Annotated in this window: 14 protein-coding genes and 1 pseudogene; 7 read left to right on the top strand and 8 right to left on the bottom strand. The window is 68.6% G+C overall.

The window, feature by feature from the left end; translation table 11 throughout:
* Positions 1–4: 4 nt before the first annotated feature.
* The 5 genes from FHU13_RS15685 to FHU13_RS15665 all read left to right on the top strand — a co-directional run bounded on the left by FHU13_RS15685 (position 5) and on the right by FHU13_RS15665 (position 5,036).
* The gene (locus tag FHU13_RS15685) at positions 5–1,087 is read left to right on the top strand and encodes an inositol-3-phosphate synthase (RefSeq protein ID WP_183436818.1); all 1,083 of its coding nucleotides are present in this window, start codon (positions 5–7) and stop codon (positions 1,085–1,087) included.
* Positions 1,084–1,689, top strand: coding sequence for a histidine phosphatase family protein (locus FHU13_RS15680; protein WP_183436785.1), 606 nt, complete (start codon positions 1,084–1,086; stop codon positions 1,687–1,689). The genes FHU13_RS15685 and FHU13_RS15680 overlap by 4 nt, the downstream gene beginning before the upstream one ends.
* Positions 1,690–1,703: 14 nt before the next feature.
* The gene (locus FHU13_RS15675; RefSeq protein ID WP_183436817.1) at positions 1,704–2,468 is read left to right on the top strand and encodes a TIGR04290 family methyltransferase; all 765 of its coding nucleotides are present in this window, start codon (positions 1,704–1,706) and stop codon (positions 2,466–2,468) included.
* Complete coding sequence (locus FHU13_RS15670) at positions 2,468–3,406, top strand: beta-xylosidase (RefSeq protein ID WP_183436784.1); 939 nt, start codon at positions 2,468–2,470, stop codon at positions 3,404–3,406. The genes FHU13_RS15675 and FHU13_RS15670 overlap by 1 nt, the downstream gene beginning before the upstream one ends.
* 265 nt (positions 3,407–3,671) lie before the next feature.
* On the top strand, positions 3,672–5,036 hold the full coding sequence (locus FHU13_RS15665) for a cytochrome P450 (RefSeq protein WP_183436783.1): 1,365 nt from the start codon (positions 3,672–3,674) through the stop codon (positions 5,034–5,036).
* A 52-nt stretch (positions 5,037–5,088) separates the two neighbouring features.
* Here the strand turns inward: FHU13_RS15665 and FHU13_RS15660 are convergent, their stop codons facing one another.
* The 7 genes from FHU13_RS15660 to minC all read right to left on the bottom strand — a co-directional run bounded on the left by FHU13_RS15660 (position 5,089) and on the right by minC (position 14,181).
* Positions 5,089–7,626 (bottom strand): TonB-dependent siderophore receptor, encoded by a 2,538-nt coding sequence (locus tag FHU13_RS15660; protein ID WP_409518507.1) that lies wholly within the window; start codon positions 7,624–7,626, stop codon positions 5,089–5,091.
* A 241-nt stretch (positions 7,627–7,867) separates the two neighbouring features.
* A complete protein-coding gene (locus FHU13_RS15655; RefSeq protein WP_246714683.1) occupies positions 7,868–10,405 on the bottom strand; it encodes a TonB-dependent receptor in 2,538 nt (845 codons plus the stop codon).
* 114 nt (positions 10,406–10,519) lie between these two features.
* Positions 10,520–11,461, bottom strand: coding sequence for a FecR family protein (locus FHU13_RS15650; RefSeq protein WP_183436782.1), 942 nt, complete (start codon positions 11,459–11,461; stop codon positions 10,520–10,522).
* Positions 11,462–11,569: 108 nt separating this feature from the next.
* Complete coding sequence (locus FHU13_RS15645) at positions 11,570–12,079, bottom strand: RNA polymerase sigma factor (protein ID WP_183436781.1); 510 nt, start codon at positions 12,077–12,079, stop codon at positions 11,570–11,572.
* Positions 12,080–12,430: 351 nt separating this feature from the next.
* Positions 12,431–12,718: a cell division topological specificity factor MinE gene (minE, locus tag FHU13_RS15640; RefSeq protein ID WP_056197183.1), complete on the bottom strand. Its 288-nt coding sequence runs from the start codon at positions 12,716–12,718 to the stop codon at positions 12,431–12,433.
* On the bottom strand, positions 12,715–13,530 hold the full coding sequence (minD, locus tag FHU13_RS15635) for a septum site-determining protein MinD (protein WP_003602600.1): 816 nt from the start codon (positions 13,528–13,530) through the stop codon (positions 12,715–12,717). The genes minE and minD overlap by 4 nt, the downstream gene beginning before the upstream one ends.
* A 12-nt stretch (positions 13,531–13,542) precedes the next feature.
* Entirely contained in the window at positions 13,543–14,181 is a 639-nt protein-coding gene (minC, locus tag FHU13_RS15630; protein WP_312889595.1) for a septum site-determining protein MinC, read from the bottom strand.
* Positions 14,182–14,599: 418 nt separating this feature from the next.
* Between minC and FHU13_RS15625 the strand changes: the two are divergent.
* A pseudogene (locus FHU13_RS15625) lies at positions 14,600–16,288 on the top strand (methyl-accepting chemotaxis protein).
* Between the two features lie 133 nt (positions 16,289–16,421).
* Here FHU13_RS15625 and typA read toward each other — a convergent pair.
* Positions 16,422–18,248 (bottom strand): translational GTPase TypA, encoded by a 1,827-nt coding sequence (gene typA / locus FHU13_RS15620; protein ID WP_183436779.1) that lies wholly within the window; start codon positions 18,246–18,248, stop codon positions 16,422–16,424.
* Between the two features lie 234 nt (positions 18,249–18,482).
* Between typA and FHU13_RS15615 the strand changes: the two genes are divergently transcribed.
* Positions 18,483–19,268: a class I SAM-dependent methyltransferase gene (locus tag FHU13_RS15615; RefSeq protein WP_183436778.1), complete on the top strand. Its 786-nt coding sequence runs from the start codon at positions 18,483–18,485 to the stop codon at positions 19,266–19,268.
* The last annotated feature ends 177 nt before the right edge of the window (positions 19,269–19,445 follow it).

Here is a 19,445-nt window from a genome sequence, read left to right as displayed (position 1 = left end):
AGCCATCAACGCCGCGCCGATCCGGGTCGGGCTGGTGGGCGTCGGCAACTGCGCCTCGTCCTTCGTGCAGGGCCTGCATCATTACCGTGACGCGCCCACGAACGAGGCGGTGCCGGGACTGATCTCGCCAGACCTCGGCGGCTACCGGATCGGCGACATCGAAATCGCCAGTGCCTTCGACGTATCGGCCGAGAAGGTCGGGCAGGACGTGGCGCGGGCGATCCATGCGGCGCCGAACAACACCCACGTCTTCGCCGAGGTGCCGCCGACCGGCGTCACCGTCCAGCGCGGGCCGACCTTCGACGGGATCGGTCGCTACCTCGAAGGGGTGATCGCCGAATCCCCCGAGCCGGTCGTCGATGTAGTGGAGGCCCTGAAGCGCAGCCGCACGCAGGTGCTCGTCAACTACTTGCCGGTCGGCGCGCAGCGCGCCACCGAGTTCTACGCCCGCTGCGCCCTCGACGCCGGCTGCGCCCTGGTCAACTGCATCCCCGTCTTCATCGCCTCCGACGACGCGTGGCGGGCCCACTTCGAGGCGCGGGGCCTGCCCATCGTCGGCGACGACATCAAGAGCCAGGTCGGCGCCACCATCGTCCACCGGGTGCTGGCGAATCTGCTCCGCGAGCGCGGGGTCAAACTGGAGCGGACCTACCAGCTCAATTTCGGCGGCAATGCCGACTTCCTCAACATGCTGGAACGGGAACGGCTCGAATCGAAGAAGCTGTCCAAGACGCGCGCCGTGACGAGCCAGCTCGATGCGCCGCTGCCGCCGGGCGACATCCATGTCGGCCCGAGCGACCACGTGCCGTGGCTTGAGGACCGCAAATGGGCGCAGATCCGCCTGGAAGGGACCGGCTTCGGCGGGGTGCCGCTCAACATGGAGCTGAAGCTCGAAGTCTGGGACTCGCCGAACTCGGCGGGCATCGTCGTCGACGCCGTGCGCTGCGCCCGGATCGCCCTCGACCGCGGCCTCGGCGGGGCGCTCGACGGACCGTCCGCGTGGTTCATGAAGTCGCCGCCGGTGCAGTACACCGATGCCGAGGCGCACGCGCGCACCCTGCGCTTCGTCGCCGGCGAGCCCGCATGAGGCGCGTCCTGTTCCTGCGCCACGGCAGCCACGACCGGCTCGGGCGCATCCTGTGCGGGCGGATGCCCGGCGTTTCCCTGAGCGAGGCCGGCCATGTGGAGGCGCGGGCTGTCGCCGAGGCCCTCGCCCGGCGCTTCGCGGGCGAGCGGGGCTTGCGTCTCCTGTCGAGCCCGCAGCCGCGTACGCGCGAGACCGCCGCACCGCTGGAGAAGGCGCTCGGCCTGAGCGCCGAGATCGTCCCCGATCTCGACGAGATCGCCTTCGGTGACTGGACCGGAAAACCGTTCGCCGAGCTCGAGGGCGATCCCGTCTGGACCGCTTGGAACAGACAGCGCGGCTCGGCGTGTCCGCCGGGCGGCGAGAGCATGGGCGCGGTGCAGGCGCGGGTCGGCGGTCTGCTCGACCGCCTCGCGGCAGAGGAGGGCGCGCCGGTCATCCTCGTGAGCCACGGCGATCCGATCCGTGCCGCGCTGCTCGGCGTGCTTGGGCTGCCGCTCGATGCCTACGACCGCATCGTCGTCGCTCCGGCCTCGTGCAGCGAACTCGACCTCTGGCCCGGCGGCGGCCGGGTCGTCTCCATCAACGAGCGGTTGGCAGGATGAAGCAGGCCGACTTGATGAAACAGGCCGACTTGCGCCGACAGGCGGAGGCCCTCGGGCCGTGGTTCCACAACATCGATCTGGGGGAGGGGGTCTGGACCGCGCCCGGTCACTTCCTCGGCGATTATCCCGGCTTCAAGTGGCGGCGCTTCGCTCACGCCCTGCCGGCGGACCTCACCGGCAAGTCGGTGCTCGATATCGGCTGCAATGCCGGCTTCTACAGCGTCGAGATGAAGCGGCGCGGCGCCGCCCGCGTGCTCGGCCTCGATTCCGACGAGCACTACCTCGCGCAAGCGCGCTTCGTCGCCGAGCGGCTGGATTACGACATCGAGTTCCGTAGCCTCTCGGTCTACGACGTCGGCGCCCTGGCTGAGCGCTTCGACGTGGTGATCTTCATGGGGGTGTTCTACCACCTGCGCCACCCGCTGCTCGCCCTCGATCTGATCCACGAGCACGTCGCGGACGACCTCCTCGTGTTCCAGTCGATGCTGCGCGGCTCGCCCCAGGTCGAGCCGGTGGCGCAGGATTACGATTTCTTCGACATGGACGCGTTCGAGCGGCCGGGCTACCCGCGGATGCACTTCGTCGAGCATTCCTACGCCCACGACTGCACCAATTGGTGGATTCCGAACCGCGCCGGGATCGAGGCGATGCTGCGCTCGAGCGGCTTTGCCATTCAAGGCCGGCCGGAGGCGGAGGTCTATCTCTGTCGGCGGATCGAGGCGCCCTATGGGGCCGAAGCGGCCTATGCGGCGCGTCCGGGCAGGCAACGGGAGACGTGATGCTTGAAGCGGTGATGCTCTGGAACGAGCCCAACAACAAGTCGCACTGGGACCCCGAGATCGATCCGGACTGGTTCCTGTTCGGCGAGATGGTGAAGGACGCCTCCCGCGCGATCCGGGCCGAGGCGCCGTGCCTGCCGCAGGTGCTCGGCGGCATCTCGCCGATCGATCCGGGCTTCATCCGGCGGATGCAGGCGCAAGGGGTGCTCGACGGGCTCGACGCCGTGGCGGTGCACGGCTTCCCCCTCGACTGGAACCTCTGGCAGATCCACGAATGGCCAGCCAAGGTCGCCGAGATCCGCGCGGTGACGCATCTGCCGGTCTGGGTCTCGGAGGTCGGGGTGTCGAGCTTCGGTGCCGAGGAGGTCCAGGCCTGGGGCTGCCGCCGCACCGCCGAGCTGCTGAAGGGGCAAGCGCCCCGCATCCATTGGTACAGCCTCTACGACCTGCCGCTCGAATGGGGCGCCACCACCCGCCACAAGGAGGCGGAGGGATCCTCCTATTACCGCCACTTCCACATGGGGCTGCTGCGCCAGGACGGCACGCCGAAGCTCGCGCTCGAAGAGTTCGCCCGCTGCACTCCGGAATTCGGCCTGTGCCAGTGGTTCCACTTCGAGGATCACCGCCTCGACGAGGCGGTCACTTGGATGAGGCGCCTCGGCGTCACCCATCTGCGCACGGGTCTCTCCTGGGCCGACAGCTTCCGCCCCAACGCCCTCGACTGGTTCGACCGGCAGATGGAGGCGCTGGCCGACTTCAAGGTGACGGCGACCTTCTGCTTCACGCCCGAGCACCGCGGCATCGCTCCCCACCACACCAGCGCGCCGCTGGTGCGCGAGGAGTTCTCGGAGTTCTGCGCCACGATGGTGCGCCGCTACGCCGACCCCGTGTCGATCCGGGCCGAGGCCGTGCCGGTACCGGAGATGCCGCTGCTGTAATACGTGAGGCGGAGCTTTGGTCTTGCCTCACGCGTCCTCGTGATGGACTCGCTCGATCGCGGCCAGCACGGCGTCGATGCCACCGGCTGACCGTCATCGTGCGGGTCTGAGTCGACCGGTGAGCCTTGCCCTGCCGCGAACCTTTCCCGTCGCCGGCCTTGCCGTCATCCGCCGTGTTCTTCCGTTGTTGCGCTCGCTCCGGCGGGCGTCTGCGCCTAGAACGCTTCGCGACCGCCCGCTCACGGGCGTGAGAGGGACTGACGGAATGGACATGCAGGCTCCGCCCGGACACGGGTCGGCGCGTCTGGTGCCGCCGGTGCCGGCGCCGCCGGAGCAGGAGCTGCCGACCCTGCGCTTCATCGCGGCGATGCGGGTCAACGGAATCCTCTGCTGGCCGGCCTCCGCCTACGACGCGCCCTTGCGCCGCCGCCGGCTGTTCGGGCGTACCCGCTTCACCGTCAGCGACCCGGACCTGGTGCGGCACGTGCTGGTGGACAACGCCGCCAACTATGCCCGCACCCCGATCACCATCCGCCTGCTGCGGCCGATGCTCGGCGACGGCCTGCTCATCAGCGAGGGGACGGCGTGGCGCCACCAGCGGCGCACGCTCGCGCCCGCCTTCACCCCGCGAGCGGTGGAGACGCTCGTGCCCCACATCCTCTCGGCGAGCGACGAGGCGGCCGCCGCCCTCGAAGGTCCGGCGGCACGGGGTCCGGTCGATCTGTTCGCCGCGCTCCAGCGGCTCGCCCTGGAGATCGCCGGACGCACCATGTTCTCCGTCGGCATGGCGCGCCACGGCGACCGTCTGCGCAGCTTCCTCGAAGCCTACGCTGCGCGGCTCGGGCGCCCGCACCTGACCGACCTGCTCGTGCCCCTGCGCTTCGCCACACCGCTCGACCGGGCCCGCGCCCGCTTCCGCCGAGACTGGGTCGCCTTCCTCGATCAGGTCATCGCCGACCGGGATCAGGGACAGGACGGGCGGCATCAAGGAGAGGCCCGCGACCTGCTCGACCTCTTGCGCGCCGCCCGCGATCCGGAGACCGGTCGGGGCTTCTCGCACGAGGAGCTGCGCGATCAGGTCGCCACCATGATCCTGGCCGGGCACGAGACCACGGCAGTGACCCTGCTCTGGGCCTGCACCCTGCTCGCGCTCGCGCCGGAGACGCAGGCCGCCGTGGCAGCCGAGTCCGGCCACGTGGAAAAACCGTTCACCCGCGCGGTGATCGAGGAGACGATGCGGCTCTATCCCCCCGCCTTCGTGCTGGCCCGCCGCGCCCTAGGATCGGACAGGCTCGCCGGCGAGACGGTCCGGCCCGGCGACAGCGTGACGATCTCGCCCTGGCTGCTGCACCGGCACCGTGGGCTGTGGCGCGACCCCGACGCCTTCGATCCCGCCCGCTTCCTCCCCGGCGCGCCGCCCGTGCCGCGCTTCGCCTACCTTCCCTTCGGCGCCGGCCCGCGGGTCTGCATCGGCGCGGCCTTCGCGCTCACCGAGGCAACCCTCGCACTCAGCCGGATCGTCGGGCATTTCCGGATCGAGCGGGCCGATGCGCGCCCGGTGCTGCCCGCCGCTGTCGTGACGACCCAGCCCGACCATGCCCCCGCCTTCCGGCTGACGCGACGGATGTGAAGGAGGGAGGAGTGCCATCCGTACCGCGTGCCGCGGCGTGCGGCTCGAGCCTTCAGAAATCCACCGAGGCGGAGATCAGCACCGTCCGCGGCGTTCCTTGGGCGAGGATGCCGCGCCCGGTCGTCGCCCAGTAATCATTGCCCGTCACGTTGACGACGTTCGCCCGGAGCGTCAGCGGTCTCTCCTGGAACAGCGTGGAATAGCGCAGGCCGAGATCCAGCGTCGCCCAATCGGGGATCTTCTGGCTGTTGGCCAGATCGTAGTACTGCGCCGCGGTGTAGATCACCCGGCCCGTCAGGCTCAGGCCGGGCAAGAGGCTCGGCGGCAGGTCGTACTCGCCGTAGAGGTTGAGCTGCACCTCCGGCACGCCGATCGCGACCCGGCCGACATTGCGCGGATCCTGCGCCTGCACCTGTATCCCGTCGAGCAGGCTGATGCCGCCCAGCACGCGGATTCCGGGCACCGGCTCGCCGAACACGGTGAGCTCGACGCCGCTGTTGCGCTGGCGCCCATCGACCGAGAAGACCAGGGTGCGGGCATCGAGGAAGCCGAAGGGCTGCTCGATCTCGAAGGCGGCAAAGCCGAGACCGACGGTGCCGAGATCGAGCTTCGCGCCGACCTCGGTCTGCCGCGAGACCGCGGCCGGGAAGGCGGCGCTGGCGTTGACGGCATTCACCGGCGGGGCCGGCGAGGTCAGGCCCTCGACATAGTTGGCGTAGAGCGAGAGCCGCTCCCACGGCTTCACCACGACGCCGACGCCGGGCGAGAAGGCGCCGCTCTCGCTGGCACCGGTGCGCAGCCCCGTGACGGGGCTGTAGGAGCCGACATCGATGCTCTGCCAGCGGCCGCCGATCGTGAGGAGGAGGCGGTCGTCGAGGACCGACAGGGTATCGGCGATCGCGACGCTGCGGTTGATGCGGGTCGAGGTCCGCGGCGTCAGGCGCGACTGCCCGAAGGCCGAGCGCGGCGCGACAGTGACTGGATCGTAGAGGTTCGAGACGATGGTCGGGCCGACATTCACCGCCGGCTGCTGGGCATTCTCGTACCAGAAGCCCACGGCGGCGAGGCCGAGATTGTGCTTGACCGGTCCCGTCTCGAAGGCGGCGCGCAGGCCCACCTCGCCCGTCTCGCCGAAGGTGCGCGAGGGGATGAACTGGATCGCGTCGCGGTAGTCGCCGCGCGCGTTGAAGATCGACAGCAGGCCGCCGAAATATTCCTGCCGGAAGTTCGAACGGCCGTAGGCGCCGTAAAGGGTCAGGTCCGGCGTCAGGTCGTACTCGATCCGGGTGGCGAGCTGCCGGTTGGCGCTGTCGCGGTACTCCCAGGGCTGGTGCTGGTTCAGGGTGAGGTCGGGCGCGCGGGGGATGCGCACGCCGGCGGCCACGTTGCGATTGCGCAGCGGGGACCGGAAGTCGAGTTCCTGGTAGCCGAGGTCGAGTGCCGCCCGCAGCCGCTCGCCGCGATAGTCGAGAGCGAGCGCGGCGGTGCCGAAATGGAGGCTCTGGTTGTCGATCGGTGTGGCGCCGTTGTTGAACGCGCCATTGAAGCGGATGCCCCACTCCTTGGCGTGCCCGAAGCGGCGGCTGACATCGACCGCCTTATAGACCTGCGCGTCGGAGGCGTAGCCGAGGGTGACCCGGTTGAGCGGCTCCTCGAGCGCCCGCTTGGGGATCAGGTTGATGACGCCGCCGATATTGCCGAAGGGCGGGACGCCCGAGAGCAGGGTCGAGGGGCCGCGCAGCACCTCGACGCGCTCGATCGGCTCGATCGCCGGGTTGAACGCGTCGGCGACGCCGAACAGGCCGTTGAAGGCGATGTCCTGAGCAAAGACCGGGAAGCCGCGGATGAAGAAGCCGAGGATGCCGGAGAAGGCCGGCACGTTGGTGCGGATCGAGGGGTCGTTGTTGACGACGTCCTGGACGTTGCGCGCCTGCTGGTCGCGGATCAGCTTCTCGGTGTAGCTCGTCGCGTTGAACGGCTGGTCGAAGGTGTTGCGGTTGCCGAGCAGGCCGAGGCGCGAACCGGACCCCACCTGCCCTCCGGCGTAAGGGTCGGGCGGCTGCCCGATCGTCCCGGTCGGCGGTGGCAGGCCCACCGCGCGGGCGGAACCGCGGGCCTGACCCTCGACCGCCAGTTCCTCCAGCGTGACGGAAGGCGCCGGTTCATTGCTGAGCTGGACGTAGCGCGGATTGACGAGCGTGATCGTCGAGGGGCCGGCCGCCCGGTAGGTCAGGCCGGTGCCCGCCAGCAATTCGCCGAGCGCTTCGAGGGGCCGGAACGTGCCCTCGACCCCACGGGTGGTCAGTCCTTCGGTCAGGGCGGTTCGGTAGGCGAGGGTCAAGCCGGCCTGTCCGGCCAGGGCCGTCAGGGCCGGTTCGAGCGGTCCGGCCGGGACCGTGATCGGGATCCGCGTCGCACCGGTGTCGCCCGAACCGGGCGGCGCGTCGGCGGTGATGGGAATGAGGCTGATCCGATCCGAGGGGAGCGCCGCCGCATCCCCGGCGCCCGCGACGGTCGTCATGGCGATCAGCGATGCGCCCGCCAAAGCGAGATCCCGTGCGCGCCGCGCCACTTCGCGTCGATCCGCCACTACCATGTCCCGCGCCCCGCATCCCCGGTCCGAAGCGGCCTCTCTGCCCACTTCTGTTTCGGTAGACCGGCGAGCCGCGAAACTCCTGACCTCCAGAACTGAACTTTCTCCAAGAGGTGACCGCATCGAGGAAGGCGCCAGGGAGAGGTGTGCCCGTGTGGGTGCCACGGGACGGTTCGGGATAGGCCCGCAGACCCCGCCGCACGTGCCGCCTAGCGGTGCGCGATCAAGTCCTGCGGCATCATAGGTCGAGTGCCATCGACAGCAGGTAGGTGCGGGGAGCGCCCTGGAAGAACGTGCCGAACGAGGCCACGCCGGTCCAGTATCGCGCTCCGGTGACGTTCAGCACGTTGGCACGAAGGGTCACCCGCCGCCCGTCCCAGAGGGTGGTGTAACGCAGGCCGAGATCGAGACGCGTCCAATCCGGCAGGGCCTGGGTGTTGGCCGTGTCGATGAACTGACGCCCCGTATAGATCACGGCGCCGTTGAGGCTGAGACCCGGCATCCCGGGCAGATCCCACTCGGCGCCGAGATTGAGTTGCAGTCCGGGGACGCCGATCGGCGTATTTCCGACATTGGCCGTCACCGCCGTCTTCGTCAGGACCCCGTCGAGCAATGTGAGGCCGCCGAGTACCCGGATGTCCGGCGCAAGTTCGCCGTAGATGCTGAATTCCAGGCCGCTGACACGCTGCTCCCCGGTCTGGGCGAAGCGGTTCTGCGGGCCGAGTTCGCCGATCGGCCTCGTGATCTCGAAAGCGCTGAAAGTCGTGCCGAGCCGGCCGAAATCCAGCTTCACCCCGACCTCGACCTGATGCGCCACGTAGGGCGCGAGGATTTCGCCGGCATTGGCGGCTGCAGCCGGGGCTACGTCGCCACGGCTCAGGCCCTCGATGTAGTTGCCGTAGAACGAGACGGTCTCCCACGGCCGCACCACGAGGCCGACGAAGGGACTCGTCGCACTCCTGTCGTAGGAGGAGGCCAGCGTCCCGACATTCGAGACATAGTTGTGGGCCTCGATGCCCTGCCGGCGCACGCCGAGGGTCAGGAGGATGCGCTCGTCGAAGACTGACAGGGTGTCGGCAATCGAGAGTCCCGTCAGCGTGCTGTCGGACAGAGGCGGCCGGGATTCGATCACGGTGGGCGCGATGTAAGGCGCCAGAACGGGGTTGTAGATGTTCGACAGGTAGCTGCCTCGCCCGGCCGGGAAGCGGCGGGCCGTGTCCTCGCTGTACCGGGACGCCTGTACGGCGAAGGCGTGATGAACGAAGCCGGTCTCGAATTGGGCCCGCACCCCGCCGTCGAACGTGGTGCGGCCGACGCCGAGATTGTAGAATTGCGGGGTCGTCGTGGTGTCGCCGCGGGCGTTGGTGATGGTCGGGGCGGACGCGAAGTAGCGCTCGACCTCGCTGCGTGAACCGCCGACGTCGCCGAACAGCGTGACCTGATCCGTGAGATCGTATTCCAGGCGTAGCAGCCCGCCGCGATCGTCGATGTCCGCGTATTCCCAGGGCTGCGTCAGGTTCCGGCGGCCGTCCGGTGCCCTCGGCACGGGAACGCCGGCCTGGAGAATGAACGGACGCAACGGGGCATTGAACCGATCGGTCTGCGCCAGCAGGTAGAGCCAGGCCCGGAATCGATCGCCCTGATAGTCGAGGGCCAGCGCCCCGACACCCGTTGTCTCGGTCTGCCGGTCGAAGGGTGTGCTTCCGCCGCGCAGACTACCGATGAATCGAGCGCCCCATTCCCGGCCCGCACCGTAGCGCCGCGCGACGTCCAACTGCCCCCCTCCGCGCGCAGCCGAGCCGTAGTCGAGCGTGAGGCGCGTCACGTCTTCGTTGGCTCGCTTCGGCACGATGTTGATGACACCGCCGATTCCGCCGTTGGGCGAGATGCCGGACAGCGCGGCCGCCGGTCCCTTCAGAACCTCGATGCGCTCGACGTAGTCGGTGAAGACGCGGAAGCTCGGGGCGACGCCGTAGACACCCTCGAAGGCGAATTCGCCGCTGGTATTCTCGTTGATGGGGAAGCCGCGGATGTAGAACGAGTCGAACGGTGCGCCCGTCGTCTGCGTGGCGCGCACGGACGGGTCGAGGAGCAGCGCCTCCGACACCGTGCTCGCCTGCCGGTTGCGAATGAAGGTGTCGGTGTAGCTCGTGACGTTGAATGGCGTCTTGGCCGTCGCAACGTTGCCGAGCAGGCCGACCCGTCCGCCCTGGGCCACTTGGCCGCCGGCGTAAGGAGCGGGAACCTGCGAAGGACCCGGGACGGCCGGGCTCGTCGGCCGTCCCTCGACCGAGAGTTCATCCAGTACGACGCCGTCCGATGCGCCGGCGGGGGCTCCGAGCTGAACGTAGCGCGGGGTCACGAGCGTGATCGTCGAGGTGTCCACGGCGCGGTAGGTCAGGCCGGTCCCCTCCAAGAGCTTGGCGAGGGCCTCGAGGGGCTGGAACTCGCCATCGACGCCACCCGTGAACAGATTCTCGGTGAGCGCCGTGCGATAGGCCAGCTTCAGGGGAACCTGCTCGGACAGGACGGCCAGCGCCGGCTCGAGCGGTCCTCGCTCGACCGAGACCCTGATGCGCGCGGCAGCGTTCTCGGAAAGTCGTTCGGGTGCCCGGATCGGACCACGGGCGAGGCTCACGGGCTCCGAGGCGTGCGGTGGCCGGCCGGCGGAGACCCGTTCCTGAGCCGTTGCGGCATGCGCCATCAGAATCAGCGGCACGCCCGCCAGGGCTTGGTAGCATCGTGGCCCAACACCTCGATCCTGCATCGTCGTCATACCCGCCTGTCCGTTCACGGGGCGGCGCGTTTCGCGTTCTCCCATCCCCTGCAGCGGTAGACCGGCGAACCGGGAAACTCCTGACCTTCGGCGCGAAGATTCTTTCGATGTTTCTCAGGAGGCCGGCCGGACGAGGACGAGCAGCGGTGTCAGGCGAGTGAGCCGGAGCTCCATCGCGGCGGCGAGTACGTCAAGCGCGGCGTCGGTGTCGCGCAGGTCGAGCGTGCCGCTGAAGCGGCGGCTGCCGAGCGAGTAATCCACCAGCAGGATGCGGCCGCGCCGGTAGCGTTCCAGCTCGTTCAAGATATGGGAGAGCGGCTGACCCGAGACGGTCAGCTTCCCCTCGCGCCATGCGAGCGCCCGCGCCACGTCGCTCGTCCGGGCGACGGGCTGGCCGTCCTCACCCCGAACCGCGACCTCACCGGCCTGGAGCCGGGTCTCGCCGGCTTCGGTCGCGACATCGACGCGGCCCTCGGCCACCCCGACGGGGACGGCAGACCCATCGACTCGGACGAAGAAACGCGTCCCGACCGCGCGGGCTCTCACTCCGTTCCCGCGCACGATGAAGGGGCGCCCGGCATCGGGCACGACATCGAACACCGCCTCGCCGCGCAGCAGCGCGACGCCGCGCTCGCCTGGCGTGAACCGCAGCGCCAGGGCCGTGTCGGTGTTGAGATCGACCCGGCTTCCATCGGGGAGGGTGGTCATCTCGATGCGGCCGCGATCGGTCCAGGCATCGGCCCGCATCCGGTCCACCCAGCCGAGCGGATCGCCCAGCAGGCCGGCCAGACCGATGGCGGCGGCAAGCGCGGTGAGGCCCTTCGGCACGCGGCGCTGCCGCGGATCGGGCGCCCGCTTCATCGTGCGGCGCCACGCATCCATCTCGGCGAAGGCTTCGGCGTGGGCGGGATCGGCCGCGCGCCACGCCTCGAACGCAGTGCGGTCGGCCTCCGTCGCGTCCGCTGAGGAGAGGCGTGCGACCCAGAGGGCAGCCTCCTCGTAGACCGGATCGTCTTCTGTCTCCTCCGATGCGTCCGGGGGCTCGCGCTCGTTCATCCGGGTCTTCTTGCCGCTCTTCCCGCCGTTCGTCTCGCATGCCCGTGCCGGGCAGGCACGCCATCCCTCTCATAGAGACCGGCGAGGCCGGAAAACCCTGACGTCGATTCAGAAATAATCGCGGCAGGTGCGGCGGGTATGGAGAAACGCCTTCATCAGGTGCTTCTCGACCATGTTGCGGCTGATCCCCAGCCGGGCCGCGATGACGCCGTTGGGCAGGCCGTCGAGGGTGCTGAGCAGGAACACCTCACGGCAGCGCGGCGGCAGCCGGTCGATGGCGGCCGCGACGAGGCGCAATTGCTGGCGCGCGATGACTTGCTGCTCGGGCCGCGCCTGCCCGTCCGCCACCTCTGCCGAGTTCAAATCCGTCAGGGAGGAAAACAGCCCCGTCTCGAGACGGCGCCGCGCCCCGAGGTTGAGCGCGACATTGCGCGCCACGAAGAACAGGAAGACGCGGGGCTGCTCGATCTCCTCTCGGCCGAGTGCCTTCACGAGGCGCAGATAGGTCTCCTGAGCCGCATCGGCCGCGTCGGACGGATTGCCCAGCAGGCGCATCAGGAAGCGCTGCAACCTGACGCCCTCACACCGATGCAGAGCCTCGATCAACCCCGCCGACATCCCACGAACCCCGAGACCTACGAACGCGCGCGACGGCACCGTTTCTGACGGCTACCGGAAGCGCAAAATTCGCATTGAGCAAGTCTGGGGGAGTAGTTTGTATGTGTTCTAGAGTATTGGCCCAGATCAAAACAAGCCGTTGAAGGCCTTGTCGGAATCGATCGCCGAAGGGCCGATGGTTCTATTGCGACCCATTTGGACGGGTCCTTAAAGACGATATCTGTTGCCCTCGGGCAACGGTGGGCCGGTCCTTCCGCGCTTCGCGACTTGGACCTGGGATCGCAGCGGGACGAAAAAAGCCCGCGACATCGAGCCGATGCCGCGAGCTTCGTGAGGCTTCGAGATCCAAGTTCAGGCGATGGCGCGCTTCGCCTTTGCCTTCGGCTTGAGAACCGCATCGACGGGGAACTCGATGTCGACGCCGAGCGTCGAGACGCCCTCGCCGCGCTCCAGCTTGATCTGCACCTTGTCGCGCTCGACCGTGACGTGCTTGGCGATCACGTTCAGGATCTCTTCGCGCAACGTGATGATCAGGTCGGGCCGTCCGTTCTCCACGCGCTCGTGCGCGAGGATGAGCTGAAGGCGTTCGCGGGCGACCGAACCGGAGCCGCGCGGCTTGAGGAAGGTCAGGACACTCATGCGGCCCTCCGTGTGAACAGCTTGTTGATCAGGGATTTGCGGTCGGACGGGATTGCCATCGGCACGGTCTCGCCCTTCAGGCGGCGCACGGCGTCGATGTAGGCGCGAGAGGGCGCGCAGAGCGGGTTGTTGAGCGTCACCGGGCAGCCGACATTCGAGGCGCGCAGGACTTCGAGGCTCTCCGGGATGATGGCGAGCAGCGGGATCGAGAGGATCTCGAGAACGTCGTCGACCTTGAGCATGTCGCCACGGTCGGCGCGGGCCGGGTCGAAACGGGTCAGGATCAGGTGCTTCTCGATCGTGTCGCCGCGCTCGGCGCGCACGGTCTTGGAGTCGAGCAGACCGATGATCCGGTCCGAGTCGCGCACCGAGGAGACCTCGGGGTTCGTGACCACCACGGCGACATCCGCGTGGCGCATGGCGAGCTGGGCGCCGCGCTCGATGCCGGCGGGGCTGTCGCAGACAATCCAGTCGAACTTCTCGCGAAGCTCGCCCATCACCCGCTCGACGCCCTCGTCGGTGAGCGCGTCCTTGTCGCGGGTCTGCGAGGCGGGCAGCAGGGAGAGGTTTTCGAGGCGCTTATCGCGGATCAGCGCCTGCGGCAGCTTGGCGTCGCCGTTGGTGACGTTGATCAGGTCGTAGACGACACGACGCTCGGCGCCCATGATCAGGTCGAGGTTGCGCAGGCCGACGTCGAAATCGACCACGCAGACCTTCTCGCCGGCCTGCGCCAGCGCCGCACCGAGCGCTGCCGTCGTGGTGGTCTTGCCGACGCCGCCCTTACCGGACGTGACACAAAGAACCTTGGCCATTCTCGTTTCCCCTTAACCCAAGGCTGCAATCTTGATCGCGCCGCCGTCGGACCAGATCTGGACCGCTTGGCCGCGCAGGTGAGTGCCCATGTCCTCGGCCGTGCGGACGAGGCGGTCGATGCCGAGAAGCTCGGGCTCGAACTTGCGGCAGTAGATGCGTGCGCGGGGGTTGCGGGCGGCGCCCGCGATGGCCCGCCCGCGCAGGGCGCCGTAGACGTGGATGGAGCCGCCCGCGAGGATTTCGGCGCCCGAGGACACCGAGCCCATCACGGTCACGTCCCCTTCGCGGTGGACGATGCTTTGGCCTGAGCGCACCGAGCCCTCGATGGTGAGGGACGACACGCCCGGCTTCTCTTCCTCGAAGGCCGGCGCTTCGAAGACGTCGCCGACGGGACGTCCGTCGGCGAGCCGCGGCGGGAGGTTCGAGGGCAGCGAGGCGTCCGCACCCTCGATGCCGAGAATGCGAAGCTTGCGCGCCGACAGCTCGGCGATCAGGCTCTCCAACTCGGACGGTGCGGGCTTGAGGCCGGCGACGTCGAGGATCACGGCCTTGTCGTCGAACAGCGTGGCCGATCGCTTCAGGGCAGCGTCCAGCAGGACGAGCCAATCGGCGAGGGGGGCTTCCGGCGCCAGCGAAACGGCGCGGAACACGCGGCCTCGCAGGGGCAGTGAGGGGCGGGTGGGAGCGGGGCTGGTCACGGGCGTTGACGTTTCCTTACCGACGCGCCCATTGACCGCTTGGATGGTTACCGGGGGGTTAATTTTTAAGCGTACCGGGCAAGAATTGCCGGGCAATATGTTTCCGCTACACCCTCCCTGTACGAAAAAACCTCACCCTGACAGCCGCTTGGCCGGAATGTGCCGTCGGAAACATTCCTTAAGTCGGCCTGTGTGTGTCGGATCGCCGGATCCTGTGATCGGCGCGAATCAGGCAATCAGGCCCCGCGACATCGCGACAGAAGCGGACAAATCTTCTCATACGAGCCAGGATTAACGAGCCCTCAGGTGCGCAAAAGCGATCATTTGTTTATCTGCCGCAGGGCAGCGTTTGTCCCATTGGATCAGCGTTATGCGTGCCATTGCCAACCTCTCCATCGTCGCCAAGCTCGGCGCCGTCTTCGCACTCGTCATCCTCGCCGTCTGCGATTCCACGTTCATCAGTTGGCGTAGCCTCAGCACGATCGAGGAAACCAACCGCTGGCGCGACCACACCTACCAAGTTCTGCTGGATCTCAACCGATTGACGGCCAGCATGGTGGACCGGGAAACGGCCCTGCGCGGCTACCTCGTCTCGGCGGACCCCGCTTTCCTCGGGCCATTCCACGCTGGAACCAAGACCTATAGCGAGGCGCTGGGGCGGCTGCGCACGCTCGTCGCCGACAACGCCGAGCAACTGCGCCGCCTCGATGCCCTCGATACGGCCGCCAGCCAATGGACCCGCGGCGTCGCCGAGCGTGAGATCGCGCTGATGCGCGAGGAGGCGACCCGGGAACAGGCGCGCCGGATCGAGGCGTCGGGTGGCGGCAAGAAGGTCATGGACACGGTTCGCGAGGTCGCCGCCGCGATGGCCGAGGCCGAGTCGGCCCTGCTGGTCACGCGCGGCCGGATTTCGGAGGAGGCAGCGACCGCGTCCCGCTTCGCAGTGGGCGCGGGCCTGGCGGCGTTGCTGCTGGTCGCCGGCCTCGGCATTCTGCTGCTGAACGGTTTCGTCGCACGCCCGATCCGCCGGATGACCGACCTGATGAGCCGCCTCGCGCAAGGCGATGCGAGCGTCGAGATCCCCTTCCGTGAGCGCCGCGAGGAGGTCGGGGCCATGGCGAGCGCGGTTCAGGTGTTCAAGGACGACCTGATCCGCACCCGGGCCCAGGAGGAGGAGACGGCCCTGGCGCGGGCCGGTGCCGAGGCACAGCGCAAGGCGGCGATGCGCGCGATGGCCGACAGCTTCGAGCGGGCGGTGAGCGGCATCGTCGGCACCGTCTCCGCCGCCACCACCGAGTTGCAGGCGACCGCCCGGAGCATGGAAGGCACCGCCTCGCAGACGGCCTCCCAGTCGAACGCCGCCGCGGTTGCAGCGGAAGAGGCGGCGGCGAATGTCGGCACGGTCGCCGCGGCGGCCGAGGAACTCGGCGCCTCGGTGCAGGAGATCGCCCGGCAGGTCACCGGCTCGACCACGCTGGCGCAGAAGGCCGTGGTCGAGGCCGAGGGAACTGCCCAGCTGGTGCAGGATCTGAGCGTCGCGGCTGCCAAGATCGGCGACGTGGTGGGCCTGATCTCCACCATCGCCGGCCAGACCAACCTTCTGGCGCTCAATGCCACGATCGAGGCGGCGCGTGCCGGCGAAGCGGGCCGCGGCTTCGCAGTGGTCGCGGCGGAAGTGAAGGAGCTCGCCACCCAGACCGCGCGGGCAACGGAGGAGATTTCCGGCCAGATCGGGCAGGTCCAGACCATCACCGGACAGGCTGTCTCAGCAATCGGCGACATCGCGGCCCGCATCCGCGAGATCGATGGGCTCGCTGGCAGCATCGCCGCAGCAGTCGAGGAGCAGGGGGCGGCGACCTAGGAGATCGTGCGTAACGTCTCCGAGGCGTCCGCCGGCACCGGCGCGGTAACGGGCAACGTCGCCAGCGTCGCGGCGGCGGCCGAGGAGACTGGCGCGGCGGCGAGCCAGGTGCTGACTTCGGCCTCCGAACTGTCGCGCCAGTCCGAGCATCTCAACGGCCAGGTCCGCCACTTCCTCGAAACGATCCGGGCGGCTTGAGGCGAGCGACGAACTCCACATCACATCGGTTGGCCGGGAGTTTCGTGAGGCACTCCAGTGGCGTCGAATGAAAAAGGCCCCGATGCGCTCAACGCATCGGGGCCTTTTCGTTTCGGCTGACGAAGCGGGTCTTTTAGCCCGTCAGCGCTTCCTTCGAACGCTCGAATCGCTTGCGGTCGTTCGGATCGAGATGGATCTTGCGCAGGCGGATCGACTTCGGCGTGACTTCCATCAGCTCGTCGTCCTGGATCCAGGCCAGCGACTTCTCCAGCGTCATCCGGATCGGCGGCGTCAGGCGCACGGCCTCATCCTTCGAGGTGGTGCGGATGTTGGTGAGCTTCTTGCCCTTGAGAACGTTCACCTCGAGGTCGTTCTCGCGGTTGTGCTCGCCGACGATCATGCCCTGATAGACCTTGGCGCCGGGCTCGATCATCATCGGGCCGCGGTCCTCGAGGTTCCACATGGCGTAGGCCACGGCCTCACCCTTGTCGTTCGAGATCAGCACGCCGTTACGGCGGCCGGCGATCTCGCCCTTGAAGGGCTCGTAGGCCTTGAACAGGCGGTTCATGATCGCGGTGCCGCGAGTGTCGGTCATCAGCTCGCCCTGGTAGCCGATGAGGCCGCGGGTCGGAGCGTGGAAGACGAGCCGGAGCCGGTTGCCGCCTGAGGGCCGCATCTCGATCATCTCGGCCTTGCGCTCGGACATCTTCTGCACGACGACGCCCGAATACTCCTCGTCGACGTCGATCACGACCTCCTCGACCGGCTCCAGCACGTCGCCGTTCTCGTCCTTCTCCAGGACGACGCGCGGACGCGACACGGCCACCTCGAAGCCCTCGCGGCGCATGGTCTCGATCAGGATCGAGAGTTGCAGCTCGCCGCGGCCGGAGACGTAGAACGAATCCTTGTCGGCGGCTTCCTCGATCTTGAGCGTGACGTTGCCCTCGGCCTCCTTGAACAGGCGGTCGCGGATCATGCGGCTCGTGACCTTGTCGCCCTCGGTGCCGGCGAGCGGCGAATCGTTGACGATGAAGGACATGGTGACGGTCGGCGGATCGATCGGCTGGGCCTGGATCGGCGTCTCGACCTGCGGGTCGCAGAAGGTGTCGGCGACGGTGCCCTTCACCAGACCGGCAATGGAGACGATGTCGCCGGCCTCGCCGACGTCGATCGGCGTGCGCTCCAGGCCGCGGAAGGCGAGGATCTTCGAGACGCGGCCGGTCTCCACGACCTTGCCGGTGCGGTCGAGAACCTTGATCGACTGGTTCGGCTTCACCGTGCCCGAGGCGATGCGCCCGGTGATGATGCGGCCGAGGAACGGATTGGCTTCCAGCAGCGTGCCGAGCATCCGGAACGGACCCTCTTCGACGCGGGCCTGCGGCACGTGCTTGAGCACGAGGTCGAACAGCGGCGCGAGGCCGACCTCCGGCGAAGCCTCCGGCGAATCGGCCATCCAGCCGTTGCGGCCCGAGCCGTAGAGGATCGGGAAGTCGAGCTGCTCGTCGGTGGCGTCGAGCGCCGCGAACAGGTCGAACACCTCGTTGACGACCTCGTTGATGCGCGCGTCCGGCCGGTCGACCTTGTTGATGGCGACGATGGGCCGGAGGCCGATCTTGAGCGCCTTGCCGACCACGAACTTGGTCTGCGGCATCGGGCCCTCGGCCGCATCGACCAGCACGATCACACCGTCGACCATCGACAGGATGCGCTCGACCTCGCCGCCGAAATCGGCGTGGCCGGGAGTGTCGACGATGTTGACGCGGGTGTCCTGCCAGACGACCGAGGTCGCCTTGGCCAGGATGGTGATGCCGCGCTCCTTCTCGAGGTCGTTCGAGTCCATTGCCCGCTCCTCGACCCGCTGATTCTCGCGGAAGGTGCCGGACTGCTGGAGCAGCTTGTCGACCAGCGTCGTCTTGCCGTGGTCGACGTGGGCGATGATGGCGATGTTGCGCAGCTTCATCGGGGTCTCGAAAACGTTCGGAAACGTGGAGCCCGGCCATAAAGCGGCGTGTCGCGGGCCGTGCTTCGACGGTCGTGACGCCAGTGTACGGATTCGGGCGGTATCGCGTCGCAATATAAGCTGGCGGTCGATCCGGCAAGTGCGGGCTGACCGCCCCAGAACAAGGTCACCCCCGACGGAGGGACATGTCTGGTGCTTCAGGGCTCGGCCAGGGCGGAGAAGAGGACCATTCGCATGAGCGCGTTCAAGGATCACTTCTCGGCCAACAGCGCCGGTTACGCCGCGCACCGGCCGACCTACCCCGCGGCCCTCGTGGATTTTCTGACGGATGCGGCGCCGGGACGCGACCTCGCGCTGGATGTGGGCTGCGGGACCGGTCAGCTCTCGACGCGTCTGGCCGAGCGATTCGCGCAGGTGGTCGCCACCGATGCGAGCGCCGGGCAGATCGCGGCGGCGACGCCGCATGACCGCGTGCGATACCGTGCAACTCCGGCCGAACGGTCCGGCCTGCCGGATGCGAGCGTCGACCTCGTCACCGTCGCGCAGGCCGCGCATTGGCTCGACCTCGATTCGTTCTACGGCGAGGTGCGCCGCGTCGCCCGGCCCGGGGCGGTGCTGGCCCTGATCACCTACGGCGTGCTGCATGTCGCGGACGATGTCGCGGACGCGGCCGCCGACCGCGTCGTCCGGCACTTCTACGACGCGGTGATCGGCCCGTTCTGGCCGCCGGAGCGCCGACATGTCGAGGACGGGTACCGTTCTCTGCCCTTCCCCTTCGCGGTCTTGGACGCGCCCAGGCTCAGCATCACGGTGGATTGGCAACTGGCGGACCTGATCGGCTACATCGAAACGTGGTCGGCGGTGCGGGCGGCGGCGAAGGTCGTCGGCCGCGGCCCGATCGAGACCTTCCACGCGGCTTTGGCCGCGGCGTGGGGGGATCCGAGTGCGGCCAAGCGCGTGTCCTTTCCGCTCTCACTCCGGGTCGGCCGTGTCGGAGCCGTCCGCGTCGGGCCCGGGTGATGCCGCCATCCCACGGGACGCACGACCGAGCCTCGTCCGGGAGCGTCGGATTCGGGCGGGCGGCGCGCAGCATTCCGAGCGGGCCGGACGCCTTTGTTGTTGAGGAGGGCGCGCTTGCATGCGGCGTGGCCCGCGATCTGCCATAAGCTGTCCGGCATGATCCCCTTAGCGCGAACC

This window comes from Methylobacterium sp. R2-1 (assembly GCF_014191355.1).
In the GTDB taxonomy this organism is placed as follows: domain Bacteria; phylum Pseudomonadota; class Alphaproteobacteria; order Rhizobiales; family Beijerinckiaceae; genus Methylobacterium.
Note: the sequence above shows the minus strand (reverse complement) of the source record. Positions and strands in the feature narration are given on the sequence as shown.

What these genes read in the sequence shown, in the direction of transcription:
- FHU13_RS15680 (WP_183436785.1), top strand. Translation starts at nt 1,084, where the DNA reads ATGAGGCGCGTCCTGTTCCTGCGCCACGGCAGCCACGACCGGCTCGGG.
- FHU13_RS15675 (WP_183436817.1), top strand. Translation starts at nt 1,704, where the DNA reads ATGAAACAGGCCGACTTGCGCCGACAGGCGGAGGCCCTCGGGCCGTGG.
- FHU13_RS15670 (WP_183436784.1), top strand. Translation starts at nt 2,468, where the DNA reads ATGCTTGAAGCGGTGATGCTCTGGAACGAGCCCAACAACAAGTCGCAC.
- FHU13_RS15665 (WP_183436783.1), top strand. Translation starts at nt 3,672, where the DNA reads ATGGACATGCAGGCTCCGCCCGGACACGGGTCGGCGCGTCTGGTGCCG.
- FHU13_RS15655 (WP_246714683.1), bottom strand. Translation starts at nt 10,405, where the DNA reads ATGACGACGATGCAGGATCGAGGTGTTGGGCCACGATGCTACCAAGCC.
- FHU13_RS15650 (WP_183436782.1), bottom strand. Translation starts at nt 11,461, where the DNA reads ATGAACGAGCGCGAGCCCCCGGACGCATCGGAGGAGACAGAAGACGAT.
- FHU13_RS15645 (WP_183436781.1), bottom strand. Translation starts at nt 12,079, where the DNA reads ATGTCGGCGGGGTTGATCGAGGCTCTGCATCGGTGTGAGGGCGTCAGG.
- minE (WP_056197183.1), bottom strand. Translation starts at nt 12,718, where the DNA reads ATGAGTGTCCTGACCTTCCTCAAGCCGCGCGGCTCCGGTTCGGTCGCC.
- minD (WP_003602600.1), bottom strand. Translation starts at nt 13,530, where the DNA reads ATGGCCAAGGTTCTTTGTGTCACGTCCGGTAAGGGCGGCGTCGGCAAG.
- typA (WP_183436779.1), bottom strand. Translation starts at nt 18,248, where the DNA reads ATGAAGCTGCGCAACATCGCCATCATCGCCCACGTCGACCACGGCAAG.
- FHU13_RS15615 (WP_183436778.1), top strand. Translation starts at nt 18,483, where the DNA reads ATGAGCGCGTTCAAGGATCACTTCTCGGCCAACAGCGCCGGTTACGCC.